Source organism: Francisella-like endosymbiont, from assembly GCF_003069505.1.
GTDB lineage: Bacteria > Pseudomonadota > Gammaproteobacteria > Francisellales > Francisellaceae > Francisella.
In genome coordinates this window covers 83043-107118 of the sequence record NZ_QAPC01000004.1, presented here as the reverse complement: position 1 = coordinate 107118, position 24076 = coordinate 83043, and the positions used below count along the sequence as shown (strand labels likewise).

Below are 24076 nucleotides of genomic sequence, written 5' to 3'. Positions count from 1 at the left end.
AATGATTATTTTTGAAAAAACTATAGGGGTCAACTCATCAGCTGTAATGCCTAGCAAAAAGGGAGATACTTCAAGTATTCCAACAAATATGCTACGCACTAAAAAACCTATACTTCCAGAGCAAGCAGAGTTAGATGTCGTAAGACATTATACACAACTATCACGCAAAAACTTCTGTATAGATACTAATTTTTATCCACTAGGCTCTTGTACTATGAAATACAATCCACGTGCAGCTCATAAATATGCTTCACTTACTGGATTTTTAGAAAGACATCCTTATGCAAGCGCTCAAAGTGTACAAGGGACTCTAGAGTGTTTATATGATTTACAAAACTTAATCAAAGAGTTAACTGGGATGACTGGTATATCGCTTGCTCCCATGGCTGGAGCGCAAGGCGAGTTTGCTGGTGTAGCTATGATCAAAGCGTATCATCACAAGCGTGGCGATTTCGAGCGTGATGAGATTATTGTGCCAGATGCTGCACATGGTACAAACCCAGCAACTGCAAAAGTTTGTGGTCTAAAGATTATCGAGATTCCTACCAAGAAAGATGGTGATATCGATATCAAGGCTCTTGACAAAGTTCTTGGCCCAAAGACTGCGGGTATTATGTTGACTAACCCATCTACAGTAGGCGTGTTTGAGAGAAGTATTACTGTTATTACCAAGAAAGTTCATCAAGCTGGTGGTTTGCTATACTATGATGGTGCAAACTTAAATGCAATTATGGGTAAAGCGTCTCCTGGTACTATGGGCTTTGATGTCTTACACATGAACTTGCATAAAACTTTTGCTACTCCTCATGGGAGTGGAGGTCCAGGTGCTGGTCCTGTTGCCGTTAATGACAAATTAAAAGAGTTCTTACCAGTACCAATGGTTGGTAAGAAAGATGACAAGTTTGTATGGTTAGAAGAAAAAGATCGACCAAATACTATCGGTAGACTATCAGCATTTAACGGCAATATTGGTGTACTAATCAGAGCATATATCTATGGTACTATGCTAGGTGGTAATGGGCTGACAGAAGCATCTGAGATAGCAACTTTAAATGCTAACTATATGATGGCTCGTTTAAAACAAGAAGGCTTCACAATAGCCCTTCCTGATAGAAGAGCATCACATGAGTTTATTGTGACTTTAAAACCTGAATTTCAGAACTATGGTGTCACAGCTACAGATTTTGCTAAGTGTTTGATAGATAGAGGAGTGCATGCTCCTACTATGTACTTCCCATTATTAGTGCCAGAGTGCTTACTGATAGAGCCTACTGAAACTGAAAATATTGATAGCATGGAGAAGTTTATTCAAGCAATGGTAGAAATCAGAAATATTGCCAAACAAAATCCTGAATATCTGAAAGGAGCTCCATATAACCTACCGACTCGCCGTTTAGATGATGTCAAAGCAGCGAAAGAGCTAGATATTGTTTGGCAGCCTAAGTAGTTTTTGAATATTCTACAATAATACAATTTTACTTTATTAAATTTTAATAAAGTAAAACTAGCTATACTTCATTTACAAGATTAAACAATCTATTTAGTATAGAGATATATGATACTCTGTTTATATTAGAATGTTCTAAATTCACTATAGAAACTAAATGAGCTTTATTGAACAAAGTATTAAAGCCACATCAATATTACACAACTAAAGAGTTATCTAACGATAATTTTTTACTCTCAACAACATCATTCTATGATATTAGCTTTAGATCGTATGAACCATATGGTTCTGTTATCTAATAACTTTTTCTACTTTGGAGAGAAGGGTACTAATAGGACATTATTCAAAGATGCTATTGGAAATATTGAAGTAAATCATAGACTGCACAACAGTGGTTATGAATATTATTGGACTAACTATTCTGTTAATTTACAAACCTTACTAAATGGAGACTTGATTATTACTAGTTTTACTATTTAAGCTTGCCATAAAGAAATAGATATATTTGCTAGTTTGTTATCTGGTATCAAAAAGTACTAATATTTGGTGATAGTTTGAGCGATAAAGGCAACCTTTATAAATATTCGCTACAACTATTACCAAAGTCAATACCTTACTATAGAGGAATGTTTTCTAATAGTGAGGTGTGGTCAGAACAATTTGCAAACAGACTCTATCTAAATAATATTCCAGTGAGTAACTATACAGTAGAGGGTAGTTCAGTTATAGTGTTTCCAGAGACTAATAATAGTACTCAGTATGTGTTAGATGATCAGGTAGGTTTATTCTAAATTTAAAAGCTAATGATGATATAAAAGATAACTTAGCAATATTCTTTTTAGGAGGAAATGATTATCTAACTTCTAATCCAAAAATAGAGGATATTGATAGTGCAGTCAAGCAAGTTACAGATGGGATCATAAATGCTATTGAAAAAATAGTGGTGAAGAAAATAGTCATTGTTGGTCTACCTGATCTTAGTATAATGGGAGAGTCTAAGTCATTAAGTAATGAGAGAATTCTCAAAAAATATACATTAAGCATAATCAAATTTTAGAGAATATGCAGATAAGCATAAATGAAATTTATAGATATTGCTACAGTCTTTGATGAAATGGTAAATAATACTAAGAGTTTTAATACTAAATATCATGCAAGTATAAAACTTACTCATATTAAAGATTCTTGTTGGAAGGGGTATTTTTATTTGAGAAATCTAAATTAGATAATGTTTATAATGACTTAGAAGGATCAATATGATTCTAGTGATAAGGTTAAAATTGATGATTTAATAAATCAGCTCTCAATGCGAAGCATTATAGATACAGGTTGCAGCGGTAGTATGTGTAATGATCCTCAAGATTATGTATTTTGGGGTCATGTCCATCCTACATATCAAGTTCACCGAGCTTCATATGAATATATTATCAAAGAGTTTGGTACGAAATCTATTACTAGAGAGAAGTGATTTTAGATTAATTACAATCCCCAAGCCTCAATAATATTTTGCTCAGTAATTTTTCTTTGAGAGTCTAAGTTCTCAAAATAAAGCTTATACTGTTTTCCAAGTTGAGCAATATACATACCTTCACCATCTATATGGAAAATATCATTTTTGCTTGCTTTATTAGGCTTATGAATTGAGTATTTTGTTCCAAATCAGCAGGTGATGAGATAGGAGTTGCATCAATTACTAAATCATATGGCCTTCATCAAAATATGGGATGTTTTCTATACCTAACTCCTTTCTTTTTTGAGCTACTTTATCAGCATTTCTACCAATAATGTTTACGTTGATACCTAAGTCTTGGAGTACTTTAAAAGCAACTCCAGAAACTCCACCATTGCAATAAATTACAGCTGTTTTGATATCTTGTTTAGACTCTTTGATACTTTTTGTTAGTGCAGCGTGCAAACGATAGTAATCGGTATTGTAGCCATAGAGTTTACCATCTTTGTTGATGATAGTATTTACAGCTAAAGTTTGTTGAGCAAGTGGCTCAACATAGTCTAAAAATGGCATTACCTTAGATTTAAAGACCATTGTGAGCTGTGACAGTACCACCATTTACAAAAGGAGCTCTAAATAATAGCATCCAGTATAAGTTTTAGCTGAAATTTCTCTACTAAAAGTAAAATAGCAAAGATTTAGGCCGGGTTTTTGTATCGCAGTATTATGTCTATATATTAAAGAATTACTCCAAGCTGTTGAGAGTAATAACTTAGTTTTAGTATTTAGATGAATTTTAAATAAACTTGACATTTTTTTACCTATTTGTTTAAAAATTATCTAGTTGTGTATATTCATTAATGAATAAGATTTCAAACCTAGAAGTTCGCCAGAGTTTACTGTTTGGATGGTTTCGGTACCCGCTTTTTCGTGATTTGCGACAATATGCCAAATTTTACTACTAGCTGGTATTGGCATAAGTGCATTAATATCATAACCATCTATAGAAGTCTCATTATAGATGACAATAATATCTTGCCAGCTATCACCATTAGCATCATTTTTGAAATGTGAAATAATCACACCAGATTTAGAATCATTATGAGTGGTAGTCATATTTAAGTTATTTTCTATAGTTTCACGATCTTTCATTCTAAAAGCATGGTGCTCTTTTCTAATCTTAATAAGCCTCTTGCAATATAATCAAAGAATACTTTGTATAGAAGCTTATCTGACCAATGAAAAGCATTGATACTATCGCCACTTTTGTAACTGTTGTGATAGCCTTGCTTGGTTCTGAGAAACTCTGAACCGCCATGAATAAAAGGTATACCTTGTACTGTTAAAACAATCCCTAAAGCAAGAGCATTTTGTCTAACAAAATGATGTTCAAAAATATTTTTAGGCAGGTTTTTACGATAATATCTATTGGGAATATCATGACTTTGGTTTTTTCAACCTGATTCCAAAGGGTGTAGTTATCATGAGTATCGACATAGTTGACAGACTCACTAGGCATTGCTGTTAAGTTATAAATTGAGCCACGTAATCCTTCAATTACATTACCAATATTACCAGGATTGTTATTGCCGCGAATAGCATCACAGAAATAATTATTAAATATTGAGATTGCTATTTCTTTGGGTGCCTTTATGAGTACCATTTACTAGTGGTGAGTCTCGCCTTTCCATGGCTCGCCATAAATACACTTGGATTGATTTGCTTAACTTTGGTAACGATATTTTTAATTGTATTGATATCAATAAGTTCCATTAAGTCAAAACGGATACCATCAATTTTGTAGTTTTTGACCTAGTCAATCACTGAGTCTTGGATAAACTTGCTAACCATAGGCTTTTCACTTGCTAATTCATTACCACATCCTGAACCATTGGTGAAATTGCCTAGTGTATTTGTTCTGAAATAATACTTAGGTACAATTTTGTCTAAATTTGAAGTTTCTGTCGTATAGTTATAAACCATATCCATTATTACACCAATACCTTTTTGGTGAAAACTTAATATCATATTTCTAGCCCCTCTAATTCGTTGCAGAGGATCATAAGGGTTTATAGAATAGCTACCATCTGAGAGCATTATAGTTTTGTGGATTATAGCCTCAGTTGTGATTATCTTTTTCATTATTTTTTCTTCATTTACTGATGAAAAATCAAAAATTGGTAAAAGATGAATATGAGTAATTCCAAGCTCAACTAAGCTATCTATACCTATTGATACTTTTTGGTTTGTGACAGAATCTATATAATAAGTATTATTCTCAACCGTACCTAGATATTTTCCTCTTAATTCTTCGCTGATGCCATTTTCTAGACTAATCGTGAAATTGCGCAGGTGTACTTCATAGATGATAGTATCTTCTCTATTTATGCAATTATGGTTATGTTTTTGTTGCCATTGTTCGGAAGCAACTTTAGCATCATTAAGATCTACTAAGAAATATTTTTTGCAGTTTAGACCAACTCGATAAACATATGGATCAACTACATAAGTTGTTTTAATACATCTTTGACCTTTGTTATCCAAATCTTCAAAATGTAATCTGTAGATGTAATATTTGTTTTCATAACTTTTACGACAAATTTCTATATGATGAGTACCATAGCTTCTCTCAGCTGTTAGCTCATGGACAAAATCTGGTTGCTTTTTATGTTGTTTAAATCTTCGTTATAGAGTAGAACCTCAACAAATGTACAAGTGAATCTTTTCTTTTTTCTTTAACAACGGTAAATGTCCTTTGAGCCTTAAGTTCGGGATTATTTTTAGCAAAGCATGAAACTTTAACTTCTGTTAAATTACTGACACGAGGATCTATGAAAAGTTTACTATTAGCTAAAGTTATTTTTTGAATTTTAAGGGATGACATCATTCAACATCGACAATGTTTTGATAGCCAGTAATTGATTTTGTTATAGCAATTAGCTCTAGGTTAAAACCAGGGATTACATAATTTTCAGAAGCTTTAATTTCGAGAGTACCTTTTGCTACTTGCCAATTAAAAGCTAAGTGGTATCAATCATGATCATTTATAGAAACCTTAAACTCTTCACCAGTTAGGCTTACTAGGATGAATGAATATTGGTTTGTTTCTGCGTTAAGAGTTGATATATTAAAAACACCTTTGGTTAACCATAAACTCCCATCATCATTATCAGTAGTCCAAGTAAGCTTATACTCTTCAAGTTTTTACCAATTGTTAAATTAACAATTACATAACCATGTAAAAACCATCTGCTTGGATGCGAAACCTAATGCTATTAGTTTCAAAATCCAGGTAAATTTGATGAGTTGCGGTAAGGTGAGTGAAATTACCAAATTTATATTGTATCCATATATTTCGATTTGTTGCTGGCATAAACTGTTAAATCTCTATTGTAAAAAAATTAGTTATTTGATAAATTTGATTACGAGTGTTGCCATAGGTGGGGTTTTGATTGTAACTCTCTGCTCAAAACCATGTGATGATTGTGGTGAGGTGAAAATCTCTGCAGTCATAACTTGCCTTAGCCACCGAATTCAAGAATATCAGAGTTGAGTACCTCTTTGTATGACCCCGCATCTGGAATTCCTAAATGATAGTCATAATATGTCATAGGAGTAAAATTACAAATAAAAATCAGTTTTTGTTTATCATCTTTACTACTTCTGATAAAAGATAGAATACTTTGCTGAGAATTATCAGCATCTATCCATCTGAAACCATGATATTCATAGTCACACTACCATAGTGCAGCTTCACTATAATAAAAGTCATTTAGCTTTTTGAAGAAGTAAAGAGTTTGTTTATGAGCATCGTATTCATTAATTACCTGCCATTGAAGTTGCTCATATTCACGCCATTCAACAAATTGACCAAACTCACTACCCATAAAGATAAGCTTTTTACCTGGATGTCCAACCATGTATGACATATATAAGCTATAAATAAGCGTAGTCCAGTATATTTTATTCCACAAGTCTTCCCCCACATTCTATTGATAAAAGATTTCTTGTCACCAGCTACCTCATCATGCAAGATTGAGAGAATAAACTTTTTTGAATAATGAGATACCATAGAAAAAGTTATCAAGTTGTGATGATACTTGCAATAAATGGGATCTAGCGAAATATATCTCAACGTATTATTCATCCAACCCATATTCCATTTAAAGTTAAATCCTAAACCACCTTGCTAAGCAGGAGTTGTGATATCTGGCCAAGAGGAAGATTCTTCAGCAATGGTAATAAAACACCTTTACAGGCGTGTTTTAGAACACCATTTAGCTCCTTTAAGGAAAGCTATACCTTCAAGATTTTCATGACCACAATAAATATTAGGTATCCACTGACCATCTTCTCTATCATAATTAAGATAAAGAATATTTGACACTACATCAATACGCAATCCGTCTATATAAAACTCATTAATACAGTACATTGCATTTGAAAGCAAAAGATATTTTACTTCATTTCTGCCTAAGTCAAAATTATGCGTTACTCAACCTTTGTTAATTGCTTTTGTAGGCTCTTGATATTCATAGCACTGACTACTATCAAAGTATATTAATCCATGTTGATATTTACAGAAATGTCCTGGAACCCAATCTAAAATTACACCTATATCATCATTGTGTAGCTTATCTACTAGACGCTTAAAGCCAATTATATCACCATGACGACTATTCACAGAATAAAATCTAGTTGGCTGATATCCCCATGAAGCATCTAATGGGTGTTCGTGTAACGGTATAAATTCAACATGAGTATAGCCCATGTCTTTGATGTATTGAGGTAGAGTTTCACTTAGCTCATCGTATGTTATGAATTTGCCATCTTTAGTTTTCCAGGAAGCTAAATGTAGCTCATAAACATTCATAGGATTATCATAGTAGTAAGTTTTAGCGCGTTTTTCTAGCCATTTATCATCACTCCAAGTATATTCTGTTTCTGTAGTGATTATAGAAGCTGTATTTGGTCTTAATTCAGAGAAAAAGCATAAAGATTACTTTTATAGACATAATAATTAGTATCTTTGTTAGTTACTACAAACTTATATTTATTACTATTTTTTTGCATTTGCGATAAAAACAGTTCACAATCCTACTTGATTAATAGCACTCATGTAGTTGCTACCTTGAATTTTCTAGTGACTAAAATCACCAATAACACAGATACTTTTAGCATTAGGAGCCTAAGTGGTAAATCTTATACCATCAACACCATTTTCATGAGTTTTATGAGCTCCCATAAAATTATAGGTATATATATGTTTTTATACTATAGAAAAGCTTATCTAGAAAATAGCTTTAGCTAGAAGTCTGTAAATATTCTTTTAAATACTTCATTAATTACAATCTTAATAGTTTATTATGAGCTTAGTAAATTAGATAATTAAGATAAAAAATAATTTTACAAATAATACAATTTATTGGTTATTCTAAATTCAAGGAGATAGTGATAAGATGAATAATATAGGCTTTAACAATAAGCTACCTAACATCGACTAACTCACTATTTAGGTGTATATTAACCAATATAAAAAAATGGCGATTCAAACTATATCAACCAAACCTTTTGCTAATCAAAAACCAGGTACATCTGGACTACGAAATAAAGTTATAGCTTTTCAACAGCCAGCATATTTTGAGAATTTTGTTCAATCAATATTTAATTCACTGACTGATACCACAGGTAAAACTCTAGTAGTCGGTGGTGATGGTCGCTATTACAATGATGTTGCAATACAAACTATTGTTAAAATGGCAGCTGCAAATGGTTTTGCTAAAATAATAGTCGGTCAAAATGGGATATTATCTACTCCAGCAGCTAGTTGTATACTCAGAAAGTACAAGGCTTTTGGTGTGATTATATTATCTGCAAGCCATAATCCAGGTGGCCCTGATGGTGACTTTGGTATCAAGTATAATGTTGCAAATGGCGGTCCAGCACCAGAAAAGATTACAGAAAAAATCTATCTAGAGACACAAAAAATTACTGAGTATTTGATGAGTGATACTAAAGATGATTGTCTTGATTTGACTAAGCTAGGTACTTATAAGATAGAGGATACAACGGTTGAGGTTATTGATTCAGTAAGTGATTATGCTGAATTGATGCAACAGATTTTTGATTTTGATAAAATTCGTAAATTATTTGCACAAGGATTTAAAGTGCGCTTTGATGCGATGAACGCTGTATCAGGCCCTTATTCAAAATATATTTTTGAGAATCTTTTAAATGCTCCTACTGGGACAGTGGTAAATGCAGAGCCTCTAGAGGACTTCGGTGGGCATCATCCTGATCCTAATCCAGTAAATGCTGCTGATCTAGTCAAACATATGCGTAGTGGAGAATTTGATTTTGGGGCAGCTTCTGATGGTGATGCTGATAGGAATATGATTGTTGGTAAAGAAATTGATGTATCGCCATCAGATAGTCTTGCCATTATGGCAGCAAATGCGCATCTTATTCCAGCCTATAGTGATGGTATCAAAGGTGTAGCTAGGTCGATGCCAACCTCAACAGCTGTTGATAGAGTGGCACAAGCATTACAAATACCTTGTTATGAAACTCCTACTGGCTGGAAGTTTTTTGGTAATTTACTTGATGCCAAAAAAATCACTTTATGTGGAGAGGAAAGTTATGGTACAGGTTCTGATCATATTCGTGAGAAAGATGGTGTTTGGGCAGTACTTTTCTGGTTAAACTTAGTTGCTGAAACTAACAAAAGTATTGACCAGCTTGTAGTCGAACATTGGCAAAAGTTTGGGCGTAATTTTTATTCAAGACATGACTATGAATCTATAGATAGTGAAATTGCTAATAAAATCATGGTTTCATTAAGACAAAACTTACCAAATTTAGTAGCAAATCAGTTTAATGGTGAGTCTATAGAAATTGCAGAAGATTTTAGCTATACGGATCCTATAGATGGCTCAGTATCAAATTATCAGGGAATAAGAATTATTTTTGCCAATGGATCGCGTATTGTATTTAGGTTATCTGGTACAGGGACTCAAGGTTCTACTTTACGCATTTATCTAGAAAAGTATCAAGAAGATAGTAGTAAATTTGCTGTATCAACACAACAAACTTTAGCAGATTTAATTGATATTGCTGAACAGCTAACCAAGATTAAGTCTCTAACAGGTATGAAAGAACCGACTGTAGTTACTTAAATAAAAAATTTTAACACAAAGGAGTTTATGATATGGATAATCATAATTGATCATATCAGTTGTACAAAAAAGTTATGGCATTAGTTTTAGCTGGAGGCGTGGATCACATTTATACAACTTAACTGATTAGAGCAAAACTAGCAGTATACTTCGGAGGTAAATTCAGGATTATTGATTTTGCTTTATCCAACTGTTTGAACTATGGTATTCGTAAGATAAGGGTAGTAACTCAGTATAAATCACATTCACTATTATGCCATTTACAGCGTGGTTGGGATTTTTTTACGTGTCGAGCTAAATGAATTTATAGATCTTTTACCAGTACAGTAAAGGGTTGATGAAGAGCATTGGTATAGAGGTACAGTTGATGCTGTTTACCAGAATATCGATATTTTACGCTCTATGGTCCTGAGTATGTGGTAATTCTTGCTGGGGATCATATATACAAGATGGATTATTCAGTTATGCTTAAAGATCATGTTAAAAGTGGTTACAAGTGTACTGTAGGATGTGTTGAAATTGATAAAGAAGAAGCTTTTGCATTTGGTATAATGGGTGTTGATAAAGAGCGTAGAGTAACTAGTTTTATAGAAAAACCACAAAAAGATGCGCCTACTACTATACCAGGAGACCCTAATAGATGTCTAGCTAGTATGGGTATTTATCTATTTAACTCAGACTACTTGATATGACTTGCTTGAGGAAGATATTGCTAATAAGGCATCAAGTCATGATTTTGATAAAGATATAATCCCAAGGATAGTTAAGGAGAACCAAGCTTTGGTTCACCCATTTAGTATGTCTTGTGTGCCAAGAGATGATGGTGTTGAGCCATACTGGCTAGATGCTGGTACTATTGATGCTTTCTGGGAATCTAACCTTAATTTGGTAGCAAATATGCCTGAGCTAAATATCTATGATAAAGATTGGCCAGTTTGGACAGCACAAGAACAGCTACCACCAGCTAAATTTGTTCATGATAGAAAAGGTAAGCATGGTGTTATTACCAATACTTTAGCTGCTAGTGGCTGTATTGTTTTAGGTTCAGAGATATCAAAATCGCTTATGTTTTCAAACGTTAGAATCTCGTCTAACTGTGTTATAGATCAGTGTGTAATTATGCCTGATGTTATTGGTGAGAATTGTCGCTTGGAAAAAGTTATAGTAGATAGAGGTTGTGTATTCCTGATGGCATGGTTATCGGTGAGAATCCTAAAGAGGATGCTAAAAATTTTTTTAGGACTGACAAAAGGGTGGTATTAGTTACTAAACAAATGATTGATAACTTAAAAAATAAATTAGTGTAATAAGAAATTATGCGATTTTTACATGTATGTAGTGAGCTATATCCATTACTAAAAACAGGCTGGTTAGCAGATGTTACAGCAGCTTTACCTCCAGCATTATCTAAGTTTGGTGTTGATAGTAGAGTTTTAGTTCCTGGATTTCCAGCATTTATTAAATGCTGTTGAGAATAAAGAACTTTTGCTTAAGCTTACAGGACGATTTGACAGTGATGAAATAGCAATTTTTTTAGCTAAGATTCCTGACTCAAAGCTTAACATATATGTAATTGATGCTCCTAATCTATATAATCGCCTTGGTAATCCTTATGAAGATAATAAAAATCAAGCTTATTCAGATAACTACTTAAGGTTTGCTTCGTTAGCTTGGGTTGCAGTAAGACTTTCTGAGGAGTTATATTCTCATTGGAGACCAAATATAGTGCATAGTCATGACTGGCACGCTGGGCTAGTTACCTGCATACATAAATAAAGGTAAGTGAAATTGCTACGTGGATAAAAACTGTCAAAACTGTCTTTACAATACATAATCTTACGTATCAAGGACTTTTCCACTAAGTGTTTCTAGATTTGCCTGGTCATTTTTTTAAGCATAAATGGTTTAGAGTTTTATGGTCAAGTATCTTTTATGAAGGCAGGATTATACTTTACTGATAAGATTACTATAGTTAGTCCAACATATGCTAAGGAAATACAAACTTATCAACAGGAGTGTGGTCTTGAGGGTTTACTGGTAGATCGTCACAATGATTTATATGGCGTTTTAAACGGGGTAGATCCGCAAATATGGAATCCTAAGAAAGATTCTTTGATTGCTGCTAATTTACTCTATTACTACAGTGGCTGCAAGTAAAGTGTAAAACAGCTCTGCAAGAAATGACAGGTCTAGCAAAAAAAGAAGATCACGTTTGTTTGGTATAGTCGTCTAACTGAGCAGAAAGGCTTAAATCTGCTAATTGAAGCTTTAGTAAAGATAATAAATAGAGGCAGACAAGTAGTATTGCTAGGTAGTGGTGATAAATCTCTTGAGGATGTTTTTGTAACTGCAGCTGAAAAATACCCTAAGTCAATTGCTGTACATATAGGTTATGATGGAGAGCAAGCTCATCATATTAGTTGCTGGTTGAAATGTGATACTGGTACCATCACGCTTTGAACCATGTGGTTTAACACAACTATATGGCTTAACTTATAGTACTTTATCATTAGTCCATAAAGTTGGTGGATTATTGATACTGTTACAGATGCTTCTTTGGAGAATTTAGCTGAAGGTACTGCTACTGGATTTGTTTTTGATGAATTTAGTGTTGGGAGTTTGTTATTAGAAATTCGTAGAGCTTTTGCTTTATATAATCGTAAGACAGATTGGAAGAAAGTTAGAAAAACAGCTATACAACAGAAAGTAACTTGGGACTCATCAGCTGAAAAAATATATCAAATATATAAAAATTTAGTCCGAGAAAATAGTTAAATAATCTTATGTATCTTGCATAGAAAATATTTTAATGACATTATATTCTTTATTGAAATCAATATTTTAAACTCAAGTCAATTTCTTATTAAAGGTTTTGTATCATGAATGAAAAAATCAAATTAAATTATATCTTGAAAAAATAATAAATTGTGATGTAAATACAGCAAATGATAAGGATTTATATTATGCATTACTAACTTATGCTAAAGATCAGACTGTAAAACTTTCAGAGCAAGCCTAAAAATTTATTATATTTCTAGTGAATTAGAAAGTAGCAAAGATATTGTACAGATTGAGGAGTTTGAGCCAGAGCCATCACTTGGTAATGGTGGTCTAGGTAGATTAGCTGCATGTTTCTTAGATTCTATAGCATTACTAGGTATTCCTGGTACAGGTAATATGAAATTTATGTTAAATGGTGCTATTAAACTTGGTACTATGGATGGTGCTAATGTTGAGATTGCTGATTTGGCAGGAAGTGCAAATATTTATACTTTTGGTAAAGATAGTAACACTATTATTGATTTATATAAAACTAGTGTTTATAAAGTTATTGAGTACTATAATAATCCAGTTATTTAAAATGCTGTAGATTTTATAACTTCACCACAATGCTGACTATTGGTGATAAAGATAAATTAACTAGAATATTTAATGAGCTTATCAATAAAGATTGGTTTATAACTTTAATTGACTTGGTTAATTTATATTAAGATCAAAGACAAAATGCTTAGAGGTTATGAAAATCGCGAAGATTGGTTAAGAATGAGTTTAGTAAATACTGCTAAGTCAGGCTTCTTTAGTTCTGATAGAACTATTGGAGAGTATAGTAAGTATATCTCGAAAATCTAAGATTACTTGAATTTAAATAAGAGAAAATCTATGAAAAAAGCTGGATTATTGTTAGCTATTTCAAGTTTACCTAGTGAGTTTGGTATAGGCGACTTAGGTGAGAGTACTTATGAGTTTGTTGATATTTCAAACAAACAGATACTAAGATTTGGCAAGTATTACTACTTACACCATTAGGTTTTAGTAATTCCGCCACATCAGTGTAGTCCTTCTTTTGCAAGTGATGAAATATATATTGCTGTTGATAAGTTAGTAGAGATTAGCTTATGGATAGTAAAGATCTTCATCATTTTAATGTAGATACAGGTATTATCGAGTATTATGCTGTAGAGTTCACAAAAACCAGTATCTAAAAAAAGCTTTTGGAAATTTTAATAAATCACAAAACTCAGAGCTTAAATCAGCATATCAAAAGTTTGTAACTGAAAATGACTGGGTTAAGATATTATGTTATATTTTAAAGCTTTTAGAAAGACTAATGATAACCAAGCTTGGAATTTCTGGCCTCAAGATTATAAAAGTTGGATTAAAGAAAGAACTATAGGATTTGAGCAGTTTCAAGAAGAAATAGATTACCAAATATTTTTACAATTTATCTTCTATAAGCAGTGGTTTTAGCTAAGGGATTATGCTAATAAAAATAATATTTAGGTTTTGACTTTGCTGATGTCTGTGAACATCAGGAAGTGTTTTTATTAGATAAAAACCAAAATCCAACTTTTGTGGCTGGTGTTCCTCTTGATTTTTTCTCATAAACTGGTCAATTATGGGGAAATCCTTTATATAACTGGGATAGGTTACAGGAGATAAATTTTGACTTTTGGATTGAGCGTTTAGAAGGTGACTTTAAACTATTTTATATTGTTAGAATTGATCATTTTAGAGCATTTGATACATATTGGAAGATTCATGCAAGCCCAAAAACTGCGGTGATTGGCAAGTAGATTGAAGCGCCTGGATATGATTTTTGACACAGTATATAAGCGTATTCCTAATGCTAATATTATTGCTGAAGATTTGGGAGATTTACGTCAAGAAGTATTTGAATTGCGTGATCACTATAATCTAAAAGGCATGAAAGTCTTCCCATTTCATTTTGATCTTAAAACAGCTAGATTTATTGATGACGCTAATATTATTGCCTACTCAGGTATTCATAATAATAACACCTTAAAAGGTTGGTATTTCGATGAGCTAAATAGATATCAAAGAAAACTACTAAAGCGATATTTTGGAGCTAGCTGTATAGCTGAGTATGTGATCTTGCCACTACAAGATATTTTAGAGTTAGATAGTGAGGCTAGACTAAATACTCCTAGCACAGTTTGGTCATCTAATTAGCAATGGAAATTGGTTGATTTTTCATCACTCAAAATTAAAGTAACCTGGTTATCACAGCAGTTAGCTAATTCTAAGTGTTGCTAATATTTTGATACTTTTATAAGATACTTATTGATAGCTAAATGTGATAAAATCTTTTACAAAGTTATAACTATGTGAAGATTTTAATTATTATGCTTACATTTCAAGAAATTATTTTAAAGTTACATCATTATTGGGCTTCAAAAGGTTGTGCAATTATTCAACCATTAGATATGGAAGTGGGTGCTGGAACATTTCATCCGGCAACTACATTAAGAGCAATAGGTCCAGAGCCTTGGACAGCTGCATATATACAGCCATCAAGAAGACCTACAGATGGTCGCTACGGTGAGAATTCAAATCGTACACAACACTACTACCAATATCAAGTTGTGATGAAACCATCACCAGATGATATTCAAGAGTTATATCTTGGTTCGCTTAGAGAGCTTGGTATTGATCTATTAGAGAACGATATTCGTTTTGTGGAAGATAACTGGGAATCACCAACATTAGGTGCTTGGGGTCTTGGTTGGGAAGTATGGTCAAATGGTATGGAGATTACACAGTTTACATATTTCCAGCAAGTTGGCGGCCTTGAGTGTAAGCCGGTGATGGGTGAGATTACTTACGGTCTTGAGCGACTAGCAATGTATATCCAAAATGTTGATAGTATGTATGATATCTTATGGGTAAATACGCAGAATGGTCCTTTGTACTATCGAGATGTGTTTTTGCAAAATGAAGTTGAGATGTCGACTTATAACTTTGAAGAGGCAAATGTCGATGAGCTATTTAAGCAGTTTGATTTATTAGAGAAAGAAGGTTATCGATTAGTTGAGAAAAATCTGCCTATACCTGCTTATGAGTTTGTGTTAAAAGCATCGCATACATTTAACTTATTAGATGCTCGCCATGCGATATCTGTTACAGAAAGACAAGGCTATATTCTAAGAGTTAGAAAGTTAGCTCTAGAAGTTGCTAAAGAATACTATAGTGCTAGAGAAAAGCTAGGTTTCCCTGCTTTTAAAAAATAATTTTAAAGACTTTACTAACTTACTGTGTAAGTTTTAGCGACATACTTTTTGCAATAGCAGAAAAAGTATGTAAAACTGCTTAGCACATGTTCACGCTTTATTGTAAGTCATAGATATCTACAAAAACTTGCAGGTTCGAACAGTTGTAGAGATTGATTCTATGACTTTAATAATAGCTTGCCACAATGCTTTATTTGCAGTGAAAAAATGAAAAATCAAAATCAAATATTAGAATTCCTTGGGATTAAGGCTTTAGATGATAAAAATCTTCAAATTCAATCACTCTATTTAGATAGTCGTAAATGTGATGATAAATCGGCATTTATAGCGCTAAAAGGTCAAACTACTGACGGTAATAAATATATTACTAATGTTTTGGCTAAAAGCGTAAGACTTGTTTTATGTGATAATCCTAAGCTAGCTAATGGAGAAAATATTTTTTTTGTAGATAATCTAAAGGATAGGCTCAGTGAATTAGCAAAATGGTTTTATGATTATAGGAAACCAAAGAATATAATAGGAATAACAAGCACAAATGGTAAGACTTCTATTTCTAATTATATTGCCCAGTTTTTAGATTTAAGTTCGCAAAAAATATTACTTCTAGGTACAAATGGTAATGGTATCTATCCTGTTTTGAAAGAAAGCACTCATACAACGCTAGATGTTTTATCATTATATGAGGTTATATTTAGATTTAACTCATCTGATAAAGTACTACATCGTCTTGCTTTGCAATCTAGCCCTTCACATTTCGACAATCTCAGTGATCATAAAGGTGAATTGAAAAACTTAGTAATGGAAGTTTCTTCACATTCATTAGATCAAAAGCGTGTTGCTGGTTTAGATTTTGATATTGCAGTATTTAGTAATCTTAGTCATGATCATCTTGATTATCATAAAACTATGGATAATTATTTTGAGACTAAAGCTAAGTTATTTAAGTTTAAAAGCCTAAAAAAAGCTGTAATAAATATAGATGATGAATATGGTCAAAAGCTTTGTGAAATTTGTGATTGCGATTTTATAACTGTTAGCTTAAAATCAAAAAATGCTGATTTCTATATAAGTGTCAAAAATATCCATAATATGCAAACAAGCTTTGATTTGTATGTTTCTCAAAAGTATATAGGTACTTATCAAACATCTTTAGTTGGTGAGTTTAATCTAATGAATTTAGGTTTAAGCCTAGTTGCATTGTATGGTTATGTTGCTAGAGAACAACTTTTAGCAAGTATCACTAGAATTAAGCCAGTAAAAGGGCGTATGGAAATTATTGATTTAGATAATAGTGCTAAGGTTATAATAGATTATGCACATACTCCTGATGCTTTAGAAAAGGCATTACAGACTTTAAAACAATATTCAAAATCTAATTTGTGGTGTATATTTGGCTGTGGTGGAGATAGAGATCCAACCAAAAGACCTAAAATGGCTCAAATAGCTGAGAGATATGCTAATAAAATAGTAGTTACAGAAGATAATTCTCGCTTTGAGAATATTGAAAATATTTTTATTGATATTAAGAAAGGTTTTAATCATCCAGAAAAACATATTTTTATTACCTCTCGTGAAAAGGCTATCAAGTATAGTATAGAGAATATAAGTCAAGGCGATATTATTCTTTTAGCTGGTAAAGGTCATGAGTGTTATCTTGATAAAAATGGTGTTAAAGAGCATTTTGATGAGCGAGAGGTTATAGCTGAGTATAAGAAAAATACCCCCTTCAACACTTGAAGGGGAATATTAAAGCATTATGGAGAAATAAATGATTAAATCACTAAAACAATTAGTAACCCAAGCAGGTTTGGAATACTTGGGTGAAGATGTATCATTACAAACAGTAGCTATCAATTCAAATGAAATAAGACATGATGGCCTATTTGTTGCAATTATGGCTAATCGTGATGGACATGAGTTTATTCCAAGTGCTATTGCTAATGGTGCCAAAGCAGTTCTAGTTTCAAAAAAGCAAGATTTAGATATTCTGCAAATAGTTTGTCAAAACACTATAAAAGGCTTACGAGCATTAGCAAAAGAATATCGTAAGTCATTAACTATGCCAATAATATTTATAACAGGTAGTTGTGGTAAAACATCTGTTAAAGAAATGATTGTAACTCTACTTGGTGAGAAAAAAGTCCATTTTACTAAAGGTAATCTAAATAACTACCTTGGTGTGCCAATTACAGTATTAGAAACTTCACAGAATGCAGATTTTACAGTTATTGAGGCTGGGACAAGTGTTGGCGGTGAGATAAAAGCCGCTGCTGATATTATCCAGCCAAATATAGCAATGATTACAAATGTTGGTGCTTGTCATCTTGAGAACCTTAAAACTCTTGATGGTGTAATGATAGAGAAGGGTGAGCTTCTAAAGGCATTACCTAAAAATGGCTACTGTATCGTAAATCTTGATGATGAAAGAATTCCAAACTATGCTAAGCAACTTGAGTGTAAAAAGATTACCTGCTCAATGACTAATCCAAAAGCTGATATTTTAGTATTAGATTATAACGTGACATCAAAAAATTATGCTGTTAAGATTAGAATCTTTGATAAAGAGTACGATTATCAACTACCAAATATTGGCAAACATAATTTGTTTAATAGTGTCTTAGCTATAGCTAGTGTAATTGCTGCAGGGCTTAAGCCAGAAGAATTTCTTACAAATACACAAAATATCAAAAGCTATAAAGGTAGATTCTCAAGTGAGCATCTTACAGATAAGCTGATTTTGGTTGATGATACTTATAATGCTAGTACTGCTGCTGTTAAGGCTGCTATCGAAGATTTAGCAGAATTTGATGGTAAGAAAATCATCGCTATTAGTTCGATGCGTGAACTAGGTGATGAGGCTGAAAATTATCATAGAAAGATGGGGCAGTGGCTTAAAAAGGTAAATTTAGATAAGATATTTTTATTCGGCGAGAAAAATCTAATAGATTATGTTTTAGCAGAATATCCAAACCAAAATGCTAAGTACTATGACTCCAAAGATGAGCTTAATAATGATTTAACTAAAGTATTGGATGAATATAAATCACAAAATACTAAGCTAACTATCAAAGGTGCTAGAAGTTTTAAAATGGAAGAAGTTGTGGCTTTTGTTAAGCAAAGAAAATAGATAGGATTCTATTTTGGAATTAAACTCTATATTTAATAATATTCAAAACTCGTCTAAGCGGTTCGGTAGCTCCCCATAGTAACTGGCCGCCTACTGTGGAAGTGCTGAAATATATCATCAGCTAATAATGATGGTTTAATAGCCCTATAGCAATATCTAGAGTCTCTGAAGTAGCTTGAGGTGTTAGGTATTTTAGGATATCTTCTTTATCATTATCTATTACTTTAACCTATTGATTACCTTGAGAAATCTTTTGCTTAATTTCTTCAATAGTTAGTTTCTGTTTAAGTTTAATAGTTAGAGCTTGAGAGTGTGATTTTAAGCTAGGTACTCTGATATATACACCATCCCAGGAATAGTTTTTTTAGGTTCTAAGATTTTGTTAAGTTTCTGTAGTTGCTTTATATTCTTCTTTTGTCTGTCCATTTGGCATAGCAACATCTATCCAAGGCAGGAGATTATAAGCTAAAGTTTGTACAGTTTTTTGTTGAGAAATTTTTAATGAGTCTTTTGATAATTCTCTTAGAATTTTTTCTCTAACTAGAATATCTTCATTTACATCATCAGCTTTGCTCAAAAGATCTGTTTGTTGGAGTAGAATCTTGCATTGCTGCATCACCGGCTCCTGAGATTGCTTGATATGTACTAGAGCATTCAACAAGATCTTCTTTAAGTAGCCAGCTATATATAGCTAGTGACATTAAACTAACAGTTACAGTTAATACTGATAAAATCTTTTTACCATTATCAATATTTAGTTATGATTTAAAGGATCTAAAACTAGAGTACTATTTTGATCTAAGCGTAGTGTAGATGTAGCATCTATCCAAAAACCTTGCCAGCCGTAAGCTCTTAGTTTAGGGTGGATTTCTTTGGTGTATTAACCATTGGCAACTCGGAAGTATACCCATTTTACTAAGTTGCTCAATACTATTGACATCTTGTTGTAACGTGCCATATTGTTGCATAAATCCAGAAGGCTGTTGTCCTATTTAAGATGTCGAAAAATGTTGGTGAAATATCATTAAAATCTTTTGACTCGATCATACGAGACATTAAAACTGAGCCGACCATTCCATGCCAACCAATAAAACCAACTTTAAGCATAAACCCCTATCATTATTAGTGATAAAATTTACTGTTAAAGTATAATACAAAAGTAACTAATTTGATATTTGTTCAACATAAGAGTGTAAAGTATGGTAGTACATAAGTTTGGTGGGAGTAGCCTTGCTACAGCAGCTCAAGATTATAGTGATACTCTAGAGCTTATCAAAAGAGATGACATAGAGTTTAGTTATCAAGCACATAACTGGGCTACATGAGTAGATAAACTACCTTTGATAGTGATAAAATGTTGCTATAGCAATTATCAAAAAGTTTCTAGCTGATAAAAATATCAAAATTGGTATTGATGTTTATATACAAAAGGGTATAACTCTAGGTTATGGTATAGAGGCAGCTGCCTCATTAGTAGCTGCATTGGTTACAATGAATGCTTTTTTTGAGAAGCCGTATACCTTTACGATGATTTGATTGATTATGCTATCTATGGCGAAGAGGGTCGTTCCATGGTGATAATGCCGTACCATGTATGTTTGGTGGTTTAGTATTATTACAAAGTTCAAAACCATGTAAAAAAATAGATTTGCCAATAGTTGACTGTAATGTAGTTATTGTTCCCTGATCTTTCGGTTGACACTAAAAAAGCGCGTGAGCTTTTGAAAGATCCTTATGATTTATCTACAATAGTTGAGCATAGTGCATATTTAGCATCTACAATAAGTGCTTTATATACATAAGATATTGAATTATAGTTCAGAGTTTAAAAGATGTTTTAATTCAACCAAGAAGATCTAAGTTAATAACAGGATTTTATGATGTGCAAAAAGCTGCTTATGCTGCAGGAGCTATAGCTTGTGGTATATCACGATCTGGCCCAATAATGTTTGCACTTGTAAAAAAACAAGATAATGCAAATGCAGTTGCTAAAACAATCCAAGATAAGTTTAAACAGTTTAACTTAAAGTCTAATAGTTGAATAAGCACTATGAGTGACAAAGGCTTATATATTAGAGAAAAAAGAATAAAGGTAAAGCATGATTTTATTAGTATTAGAGATAAGAATATCAAAGTTTAAGTGAAGCAATACAGTCTGGATTGGCTCCTGATGGGAGGATTATTTGTACCAGATATATTTACTACAGTTAATTGGCAGAATTTTGCTAAAGATATGAGCTATTTTTAGTTTGCGGCAAGTACTTTGAGAGAGTTTTTCAAAGGCGATGAGCTAGAAGGCTCTTTAGATAAGATTTGTCATAATGCTTTTACTTTTGATGTGCCAGTTAAACGTTTAGATAAAAACACATCAGTTTTAGAACTTTTTCATGGTCCAACTTTGTATTTTAAAGATTTTGGTGCAAATTTTTAGCAAACTGTTTAAGCGCTATAAATAGCGATAAGTCATTTACTATTTTAGTTGCAACTTCTGGTGATACTGGATCTGCGGTAGCGGCTGCTTTTCATGGGAAGTAGTAATATTCGTGTTATTGTGATGTTCCCTAAAGGTAAAATCTCCAAAAGACAAGAAAAACAAATAACTTGTTGGGGTGATAATATCCAAGCGGTTGAGGGTGTTTTTGATGATTGTTGAGCTTTGGTTAAAGAGGCTTTTAAGACTCCGTGGGTGGACAGAGAGACCAAAATTAAATACATCAAATAGTATAAATATTGGTAGATTATTACTACAATCTACTTACTATGTTTATACATCGTAGCAGTACTATTTACAAACTAGTAAAAAAGCAAATTATATAGTTCCATCTAGGTAATATTACGGCTGCTTTTTGGGCTAAGCAAAAGGGCTTTCCAATTAATGAAATATCAATGAGCTTAAATACTAATGATACTGTTGTTGACTATCTAGAGACTTGTAAGTTTAATCCTAAAGCAAGTGTTGAAACATTAGCAAATGCTAAGGATGTTGGTAATCCTAGTAATTTTGAAAGACTTTTATATCTATTAGGAAATTATGAAAGTTTCAAACACAATGTCAAAGCAGTTTGTGTCTCTTATTTCGAAATTATAGAAAAGATAAAGCAAATTTATCGTTAGTATGATGAAATTGTATGTCAACATACTGCGACTGGCTTTGTGGCAAAAAGTCAATTTGATGCTAATAAAGATTTATATAATCGTAGCAACTGCACATCTAGCTAAATTTGAGGATGTTATCGAGCCGATATTAGATTACAAGTGCCACCTACATCAGCTTTACAGAAGCTACTAGACAAAGGTCAACACAAAGTAGCAATCAATAAGTCTATGGATGAGCTTTGTGAGGTTTATGCAAAAGCTTTTGAGTTATAAGCTACTAGAAAATTATCGTAATGTAGTAAACTGCATAATCTCACAATCTTTAGAAATTTTTATATAATTACCGTCTTTGAACCAATCGCCTAGTACATATCTAGTGTAGTCATCTGCAATATGTATTGCCATTTTATGTGTATGACCATGAATAACAATATGATAACCTTTACGATATTTTTCTATACCTTTAGAAGTGACATCTACATTTGGGTGGTTGCGTTTTTTTGCATAACTAGCTTTACGCACATTTTTTGCAGTATATTCTCTTATAAATAGCGATAATCTTTTAAAAATAAATCTTAAAATAGGGTTGTATGCGATCCATTTTCTATACCACTGGTAACTTTTGTCATTAGTACAGAATAGATCGCCATGTGATAAAACTATTTTTTTATCAGCAATATTTAGATAAAAAGGATCTTTAATTAGTGTAATGCCACTTTGTTTAGCGAACTTTCGGCCAATTAAAAAATCGCGATTACCGTGCATAAAAAATATTTCTAAGCCTTTATCAGAGGCTAGTTTTAACCAAGCTGTGATCTTGTGATAGAAGTTATCTCGATGATTATCTCCAATCCAATAGTCAAAAAAATCTCCTAAGATAAAAAGTTGATTCTGCTGTGATGTAATATTATCTAGAAATTTTTTAAAAAGCTCTGCCATTTCAGCATGATTGGCATTTAAATGTAAATCAGAAATTATATAAATATCTTTATTATGAGCCATATTTTTGACGATATTGTTTAAATTTATTAATCATGGTTTCATCAAGATTTTCTTTAACATATTCAAAAATACTTTCAAAGTTTGTCACAGCTAAAACTGGGATGTTAAAGTCTTGAGATATTTTCTTAGTTGCTGAAATATCACTATCTTTGGCTTTCTCCTGGCGATCTATCGATAGTACAACACCAGCTATTTCAGCATTGATGCTTTTAAATTTGTTGTATGACTCATAAAAAGCAGTACCTGATGTCATTACATCATCAATAAGTAATACTTTTTTGTTTGTCATATCAGCCCCAACAAATACACCACCTTCACCATGGTCTTTTACTTCTTTACGATCAAAGGCATACGGTATATCGATATTGTATTTTACAGCTAAAAAAGTTGAAATTGCTGCAACTAAAGGTATTCCTTTGTATGCTGGACCAAATAAAACATCGTATTTGATATCACTTTTTATAATTAATTGTGCATAGTAATCAGCTAATGATGCAAGCTGGCTACCAGAGTTAAATAAACCGGCATTGAAAAAATATGGACTTATACGACCTGATTTGAGGGTGAACTCGCCAAACTTAAGCACTTTACTCTCAAGAGCAAACTCTATAAACATTTTTTATTCTTAATACTCTAAATCTGCTATAAGTATAAATAATAACTTTAACAATACCAAGTCAATATAACCAACAACTAAAATAGTATTGATATATTTAATCTTAATAAACTGTTATAATCTAGCCACTTAAT

10 protein-coding genes and 11 pseudogenes are annotated in these 24076 nt (G+C 32.5%); 15 read left to right on the top strand and 6 right to left on the bottom strand.

Going from position 1 to position 24076, the window contains the following annotated elements; all coding sequences use genetic code 11:
- The first annotated feature begins 1 nt into the window (after window position 1).
- From gcvPB to C9379_RS07185, 4 genes are all read left to right on the top strand, one after another.
- Window positions 2–1447, top strand: coding sequence for an aminomethyl-transferring glycine dehydrogenase subunit GcvPB (gene gcvPB / locus C9379_RS07200; RefSeq protein ID WP_143384507.1), 1446 nt, complete (start codon window positions 2–4; stop codon window positions 1445–1447).
- Window positions 1448–2001: 554 nt separating this feature from the next.
- Entirely contained in the window at window positions 2002–2238 is a 237-nt protein-coding gene (locus C9379_RS07195) for an SGNH/GDSL hydrolase family protein (protein WP_318263200.1), read from the top strand.
- A gap of 287 nt (window positions 2239–2525) precedes the next feature.
- Window positions 2526–2672 (top strand): hypothetical protein, encoded by a 147-nt coding sequence (locus C9379_RS07190; RefSeq protein WP_318263201.1) that lies wholly within the window; start codon window positions 2526–2528, stop codon window positions 2670–2672.
- 81 nt (window positions 2673–2753) lie between these two features.
- Complete coding sequence (locus C9379_RS07185) at window positions 2754–2915, top strand: hypothetical protein (RefSeq protein ID WP_318263202.1); 162 nt, start codon at window positions 2754–2756, stop codon at window positions 2913–2915.
- An 11-nt stretch (window positions 2916–2926) separates the two neighbouring features.
- On the opposite strand, the pseudogene C9379_RS07180 reads toward C9379_RS07185, so the two are convergent.
- The 3 pseudogenes from C9379_RS07180 to glgB form a co-directional block, all read right to left on the bottom strand.
- Window positions 2927–3710, bottom strand: a pseudogene (locus C9379_RS07180) (shikimate dehydrogenase family protein).
- A 27-nt stretch (window positions 3711–3737) separates the two neighbouring features.
- A pseudogene (locus tag C9379_RS07175) lies at window positions 3738–6086 on the bottom strand (type I pullulanase); the annotation flags it as partial.
- Between the two features lie 216 nt (window positions 6087–6302).
- Window positions 6303–8166: pseudogene (glgB, locus tag C9379_RS07170) on the bottom strand (1,4-alpha-glucan branching protein GlgB); the annotation flags it as partial.
- 271 nt (window positions 8167–8437) lie between these two features.
- On the opposite strand from glgB, the gene C9379_RS07165 reads away from it, so the two are divergent.
- From C9379_RS07165 to C9379_RS07125, 9 genes and pseudogenes are all read left to right on the top strand, one after another.
- Complete coding sequence (locus C9379_RS07165) at window positions 8438–10072, top strand: alpha-D-glucose phosphate-specific phosphoglucomutase (RefSeq protein ID WP_143384512.1); 1635 nt, start codon at window positions 8438–8440, stop codon at window positions 10070–10072.
- Between the two features lie 122 nt (window positions 10073–10194).
- Window positions 10195–10764, top strand: a pseudogene (locus C9379_RS07160) (sugar phosphate nucleotidyltransferase).
- A 1-nt stretch (window position 10765) separates the two neighbouring features.
- Window positions 10766–11379: pseudogene (locus C9379_RS07155) on the top strand (GlgC family sugar phosphate nucleotidyltransferase).
- Between the two features lie 9 nt (window positions 11380–11388).
- Window positions 11389–12847 (top strand): annotated as a pseudogene (gene glgA / locus C9379_RS07150) (glycogen synthase GlgA).
- 246 nt (window positions 12848–13093) lie between these two features.
- A pseudogene (locus C9379_RS07145) lies at window positions 13094–13702 on the top strand (glycogen/starch/alpha-glucan phosphorylase).
- A 30-nt stretch (window positions 13703–13732) separates the two neighbouring features.
- Window positions 13733–15127: pseudogene (gene malQ, locus C9379_RS07140) on the top strand (4-alpha-glucanotransferase).
- Window positions 15128–15216: 89 nt separating this feature from the next.
- Window positions 15217–16101 (top strand): glycine--tRNA ligase subunit alpha, encoded by an 885-nt coding sequence (glyQ, locus tag C9379_RS07135; protein WP_143384715.1) that lies wholly within the window; start codon window positions 15217–15219, stop codon window positions 16099–16101.
- A 207-nt stretch (window positions 16102–16308) separates the two neighbouring features.
- Window positions 16309–17838: a Mur ligase family protein gene (locus tag C9379_RS07130; protein WP_143384513.1), complete on the top strand. Its 1530-nt coding sequence runs from the start codon at window positions 16309–16311 to the stop codon at window positions 17836–17838.
- Window positions 17839–17869: 31 nt separating this feature from the next.
- On the top strand, window positions 17870–19228 hold the full coding sequence (locus C9379_RS07125; RefSeq protein ID WP_143384514.1) for a UDP-N-acetylmuramoyl-tripeptide--D-alanyl-D-alanine ligase: 1359 nt from the start codon (window positions 17870–17872) through the stop codon (window positions 19226–19228).
- A 19-nt stretch (window positions 19229–19247) separates the two neighbouring features.
- Here C9379_RS07125 and C9379_RS07120 read toward each other — a convergent pair.
- Window positions 19248–20335: pseudogene (locus tag C9379_RS07120) on the bottom strand (aspartate-semialdehyde dehydrogenase).
- A gap of 149 nt (window positions 20336–20484) precedes the next feature.
- On the opposite strand from C9379_RS07120, the pseudogene C9379_RS07115 reads away from it, so the two are divergent.
- Window positions 20485–21269: pseudogene (locus C9379_RS07115) on the top strand (homoserine kinase); the annotation flags it as partial.
- 9 nt (window positions 21270–21278) lie between these two features.
- A pseudogene (gene thrC, locus C9379_RS07110) lies at window positions 21279–22597 on the top strand (threonine synthase).
- 12 nt (window positions 22598–22609) lie between these two features.
- On the opposite strand, the gene C9379_RS07105 reads toward thrC, so the two are convergent.
- Window positions 22610–23326, bottom strand: a complete 717-nt coding sequence (locus C9379_RS07105; RefSeq protein WP_143384515.1) for a UDP-2,3-diacylglucosamine diphosphatase — start codon at window positions 23324–23326, stop codon at window positions 22610–22612.
- Window positions 23316–23942 carry an orotate phosphoribosyltransferase gene (pyrE, locus tag C9379_RS07100; RefSeq protein ID WP_143384516.1) on the bottom strand — a complete coding sequence of 209 codons (627 nt, stop codon included), beginning with the start codon at window positions 23940–23942 and terminating at the stop codon, window positions 23316–23318. The genes C9379_RS07105 and pyrE overlap by 11 nt, the downstream gene beginning before the upstream one ends.
- Window positions 23943–24076: the final 134 nt, after the last annotated feature.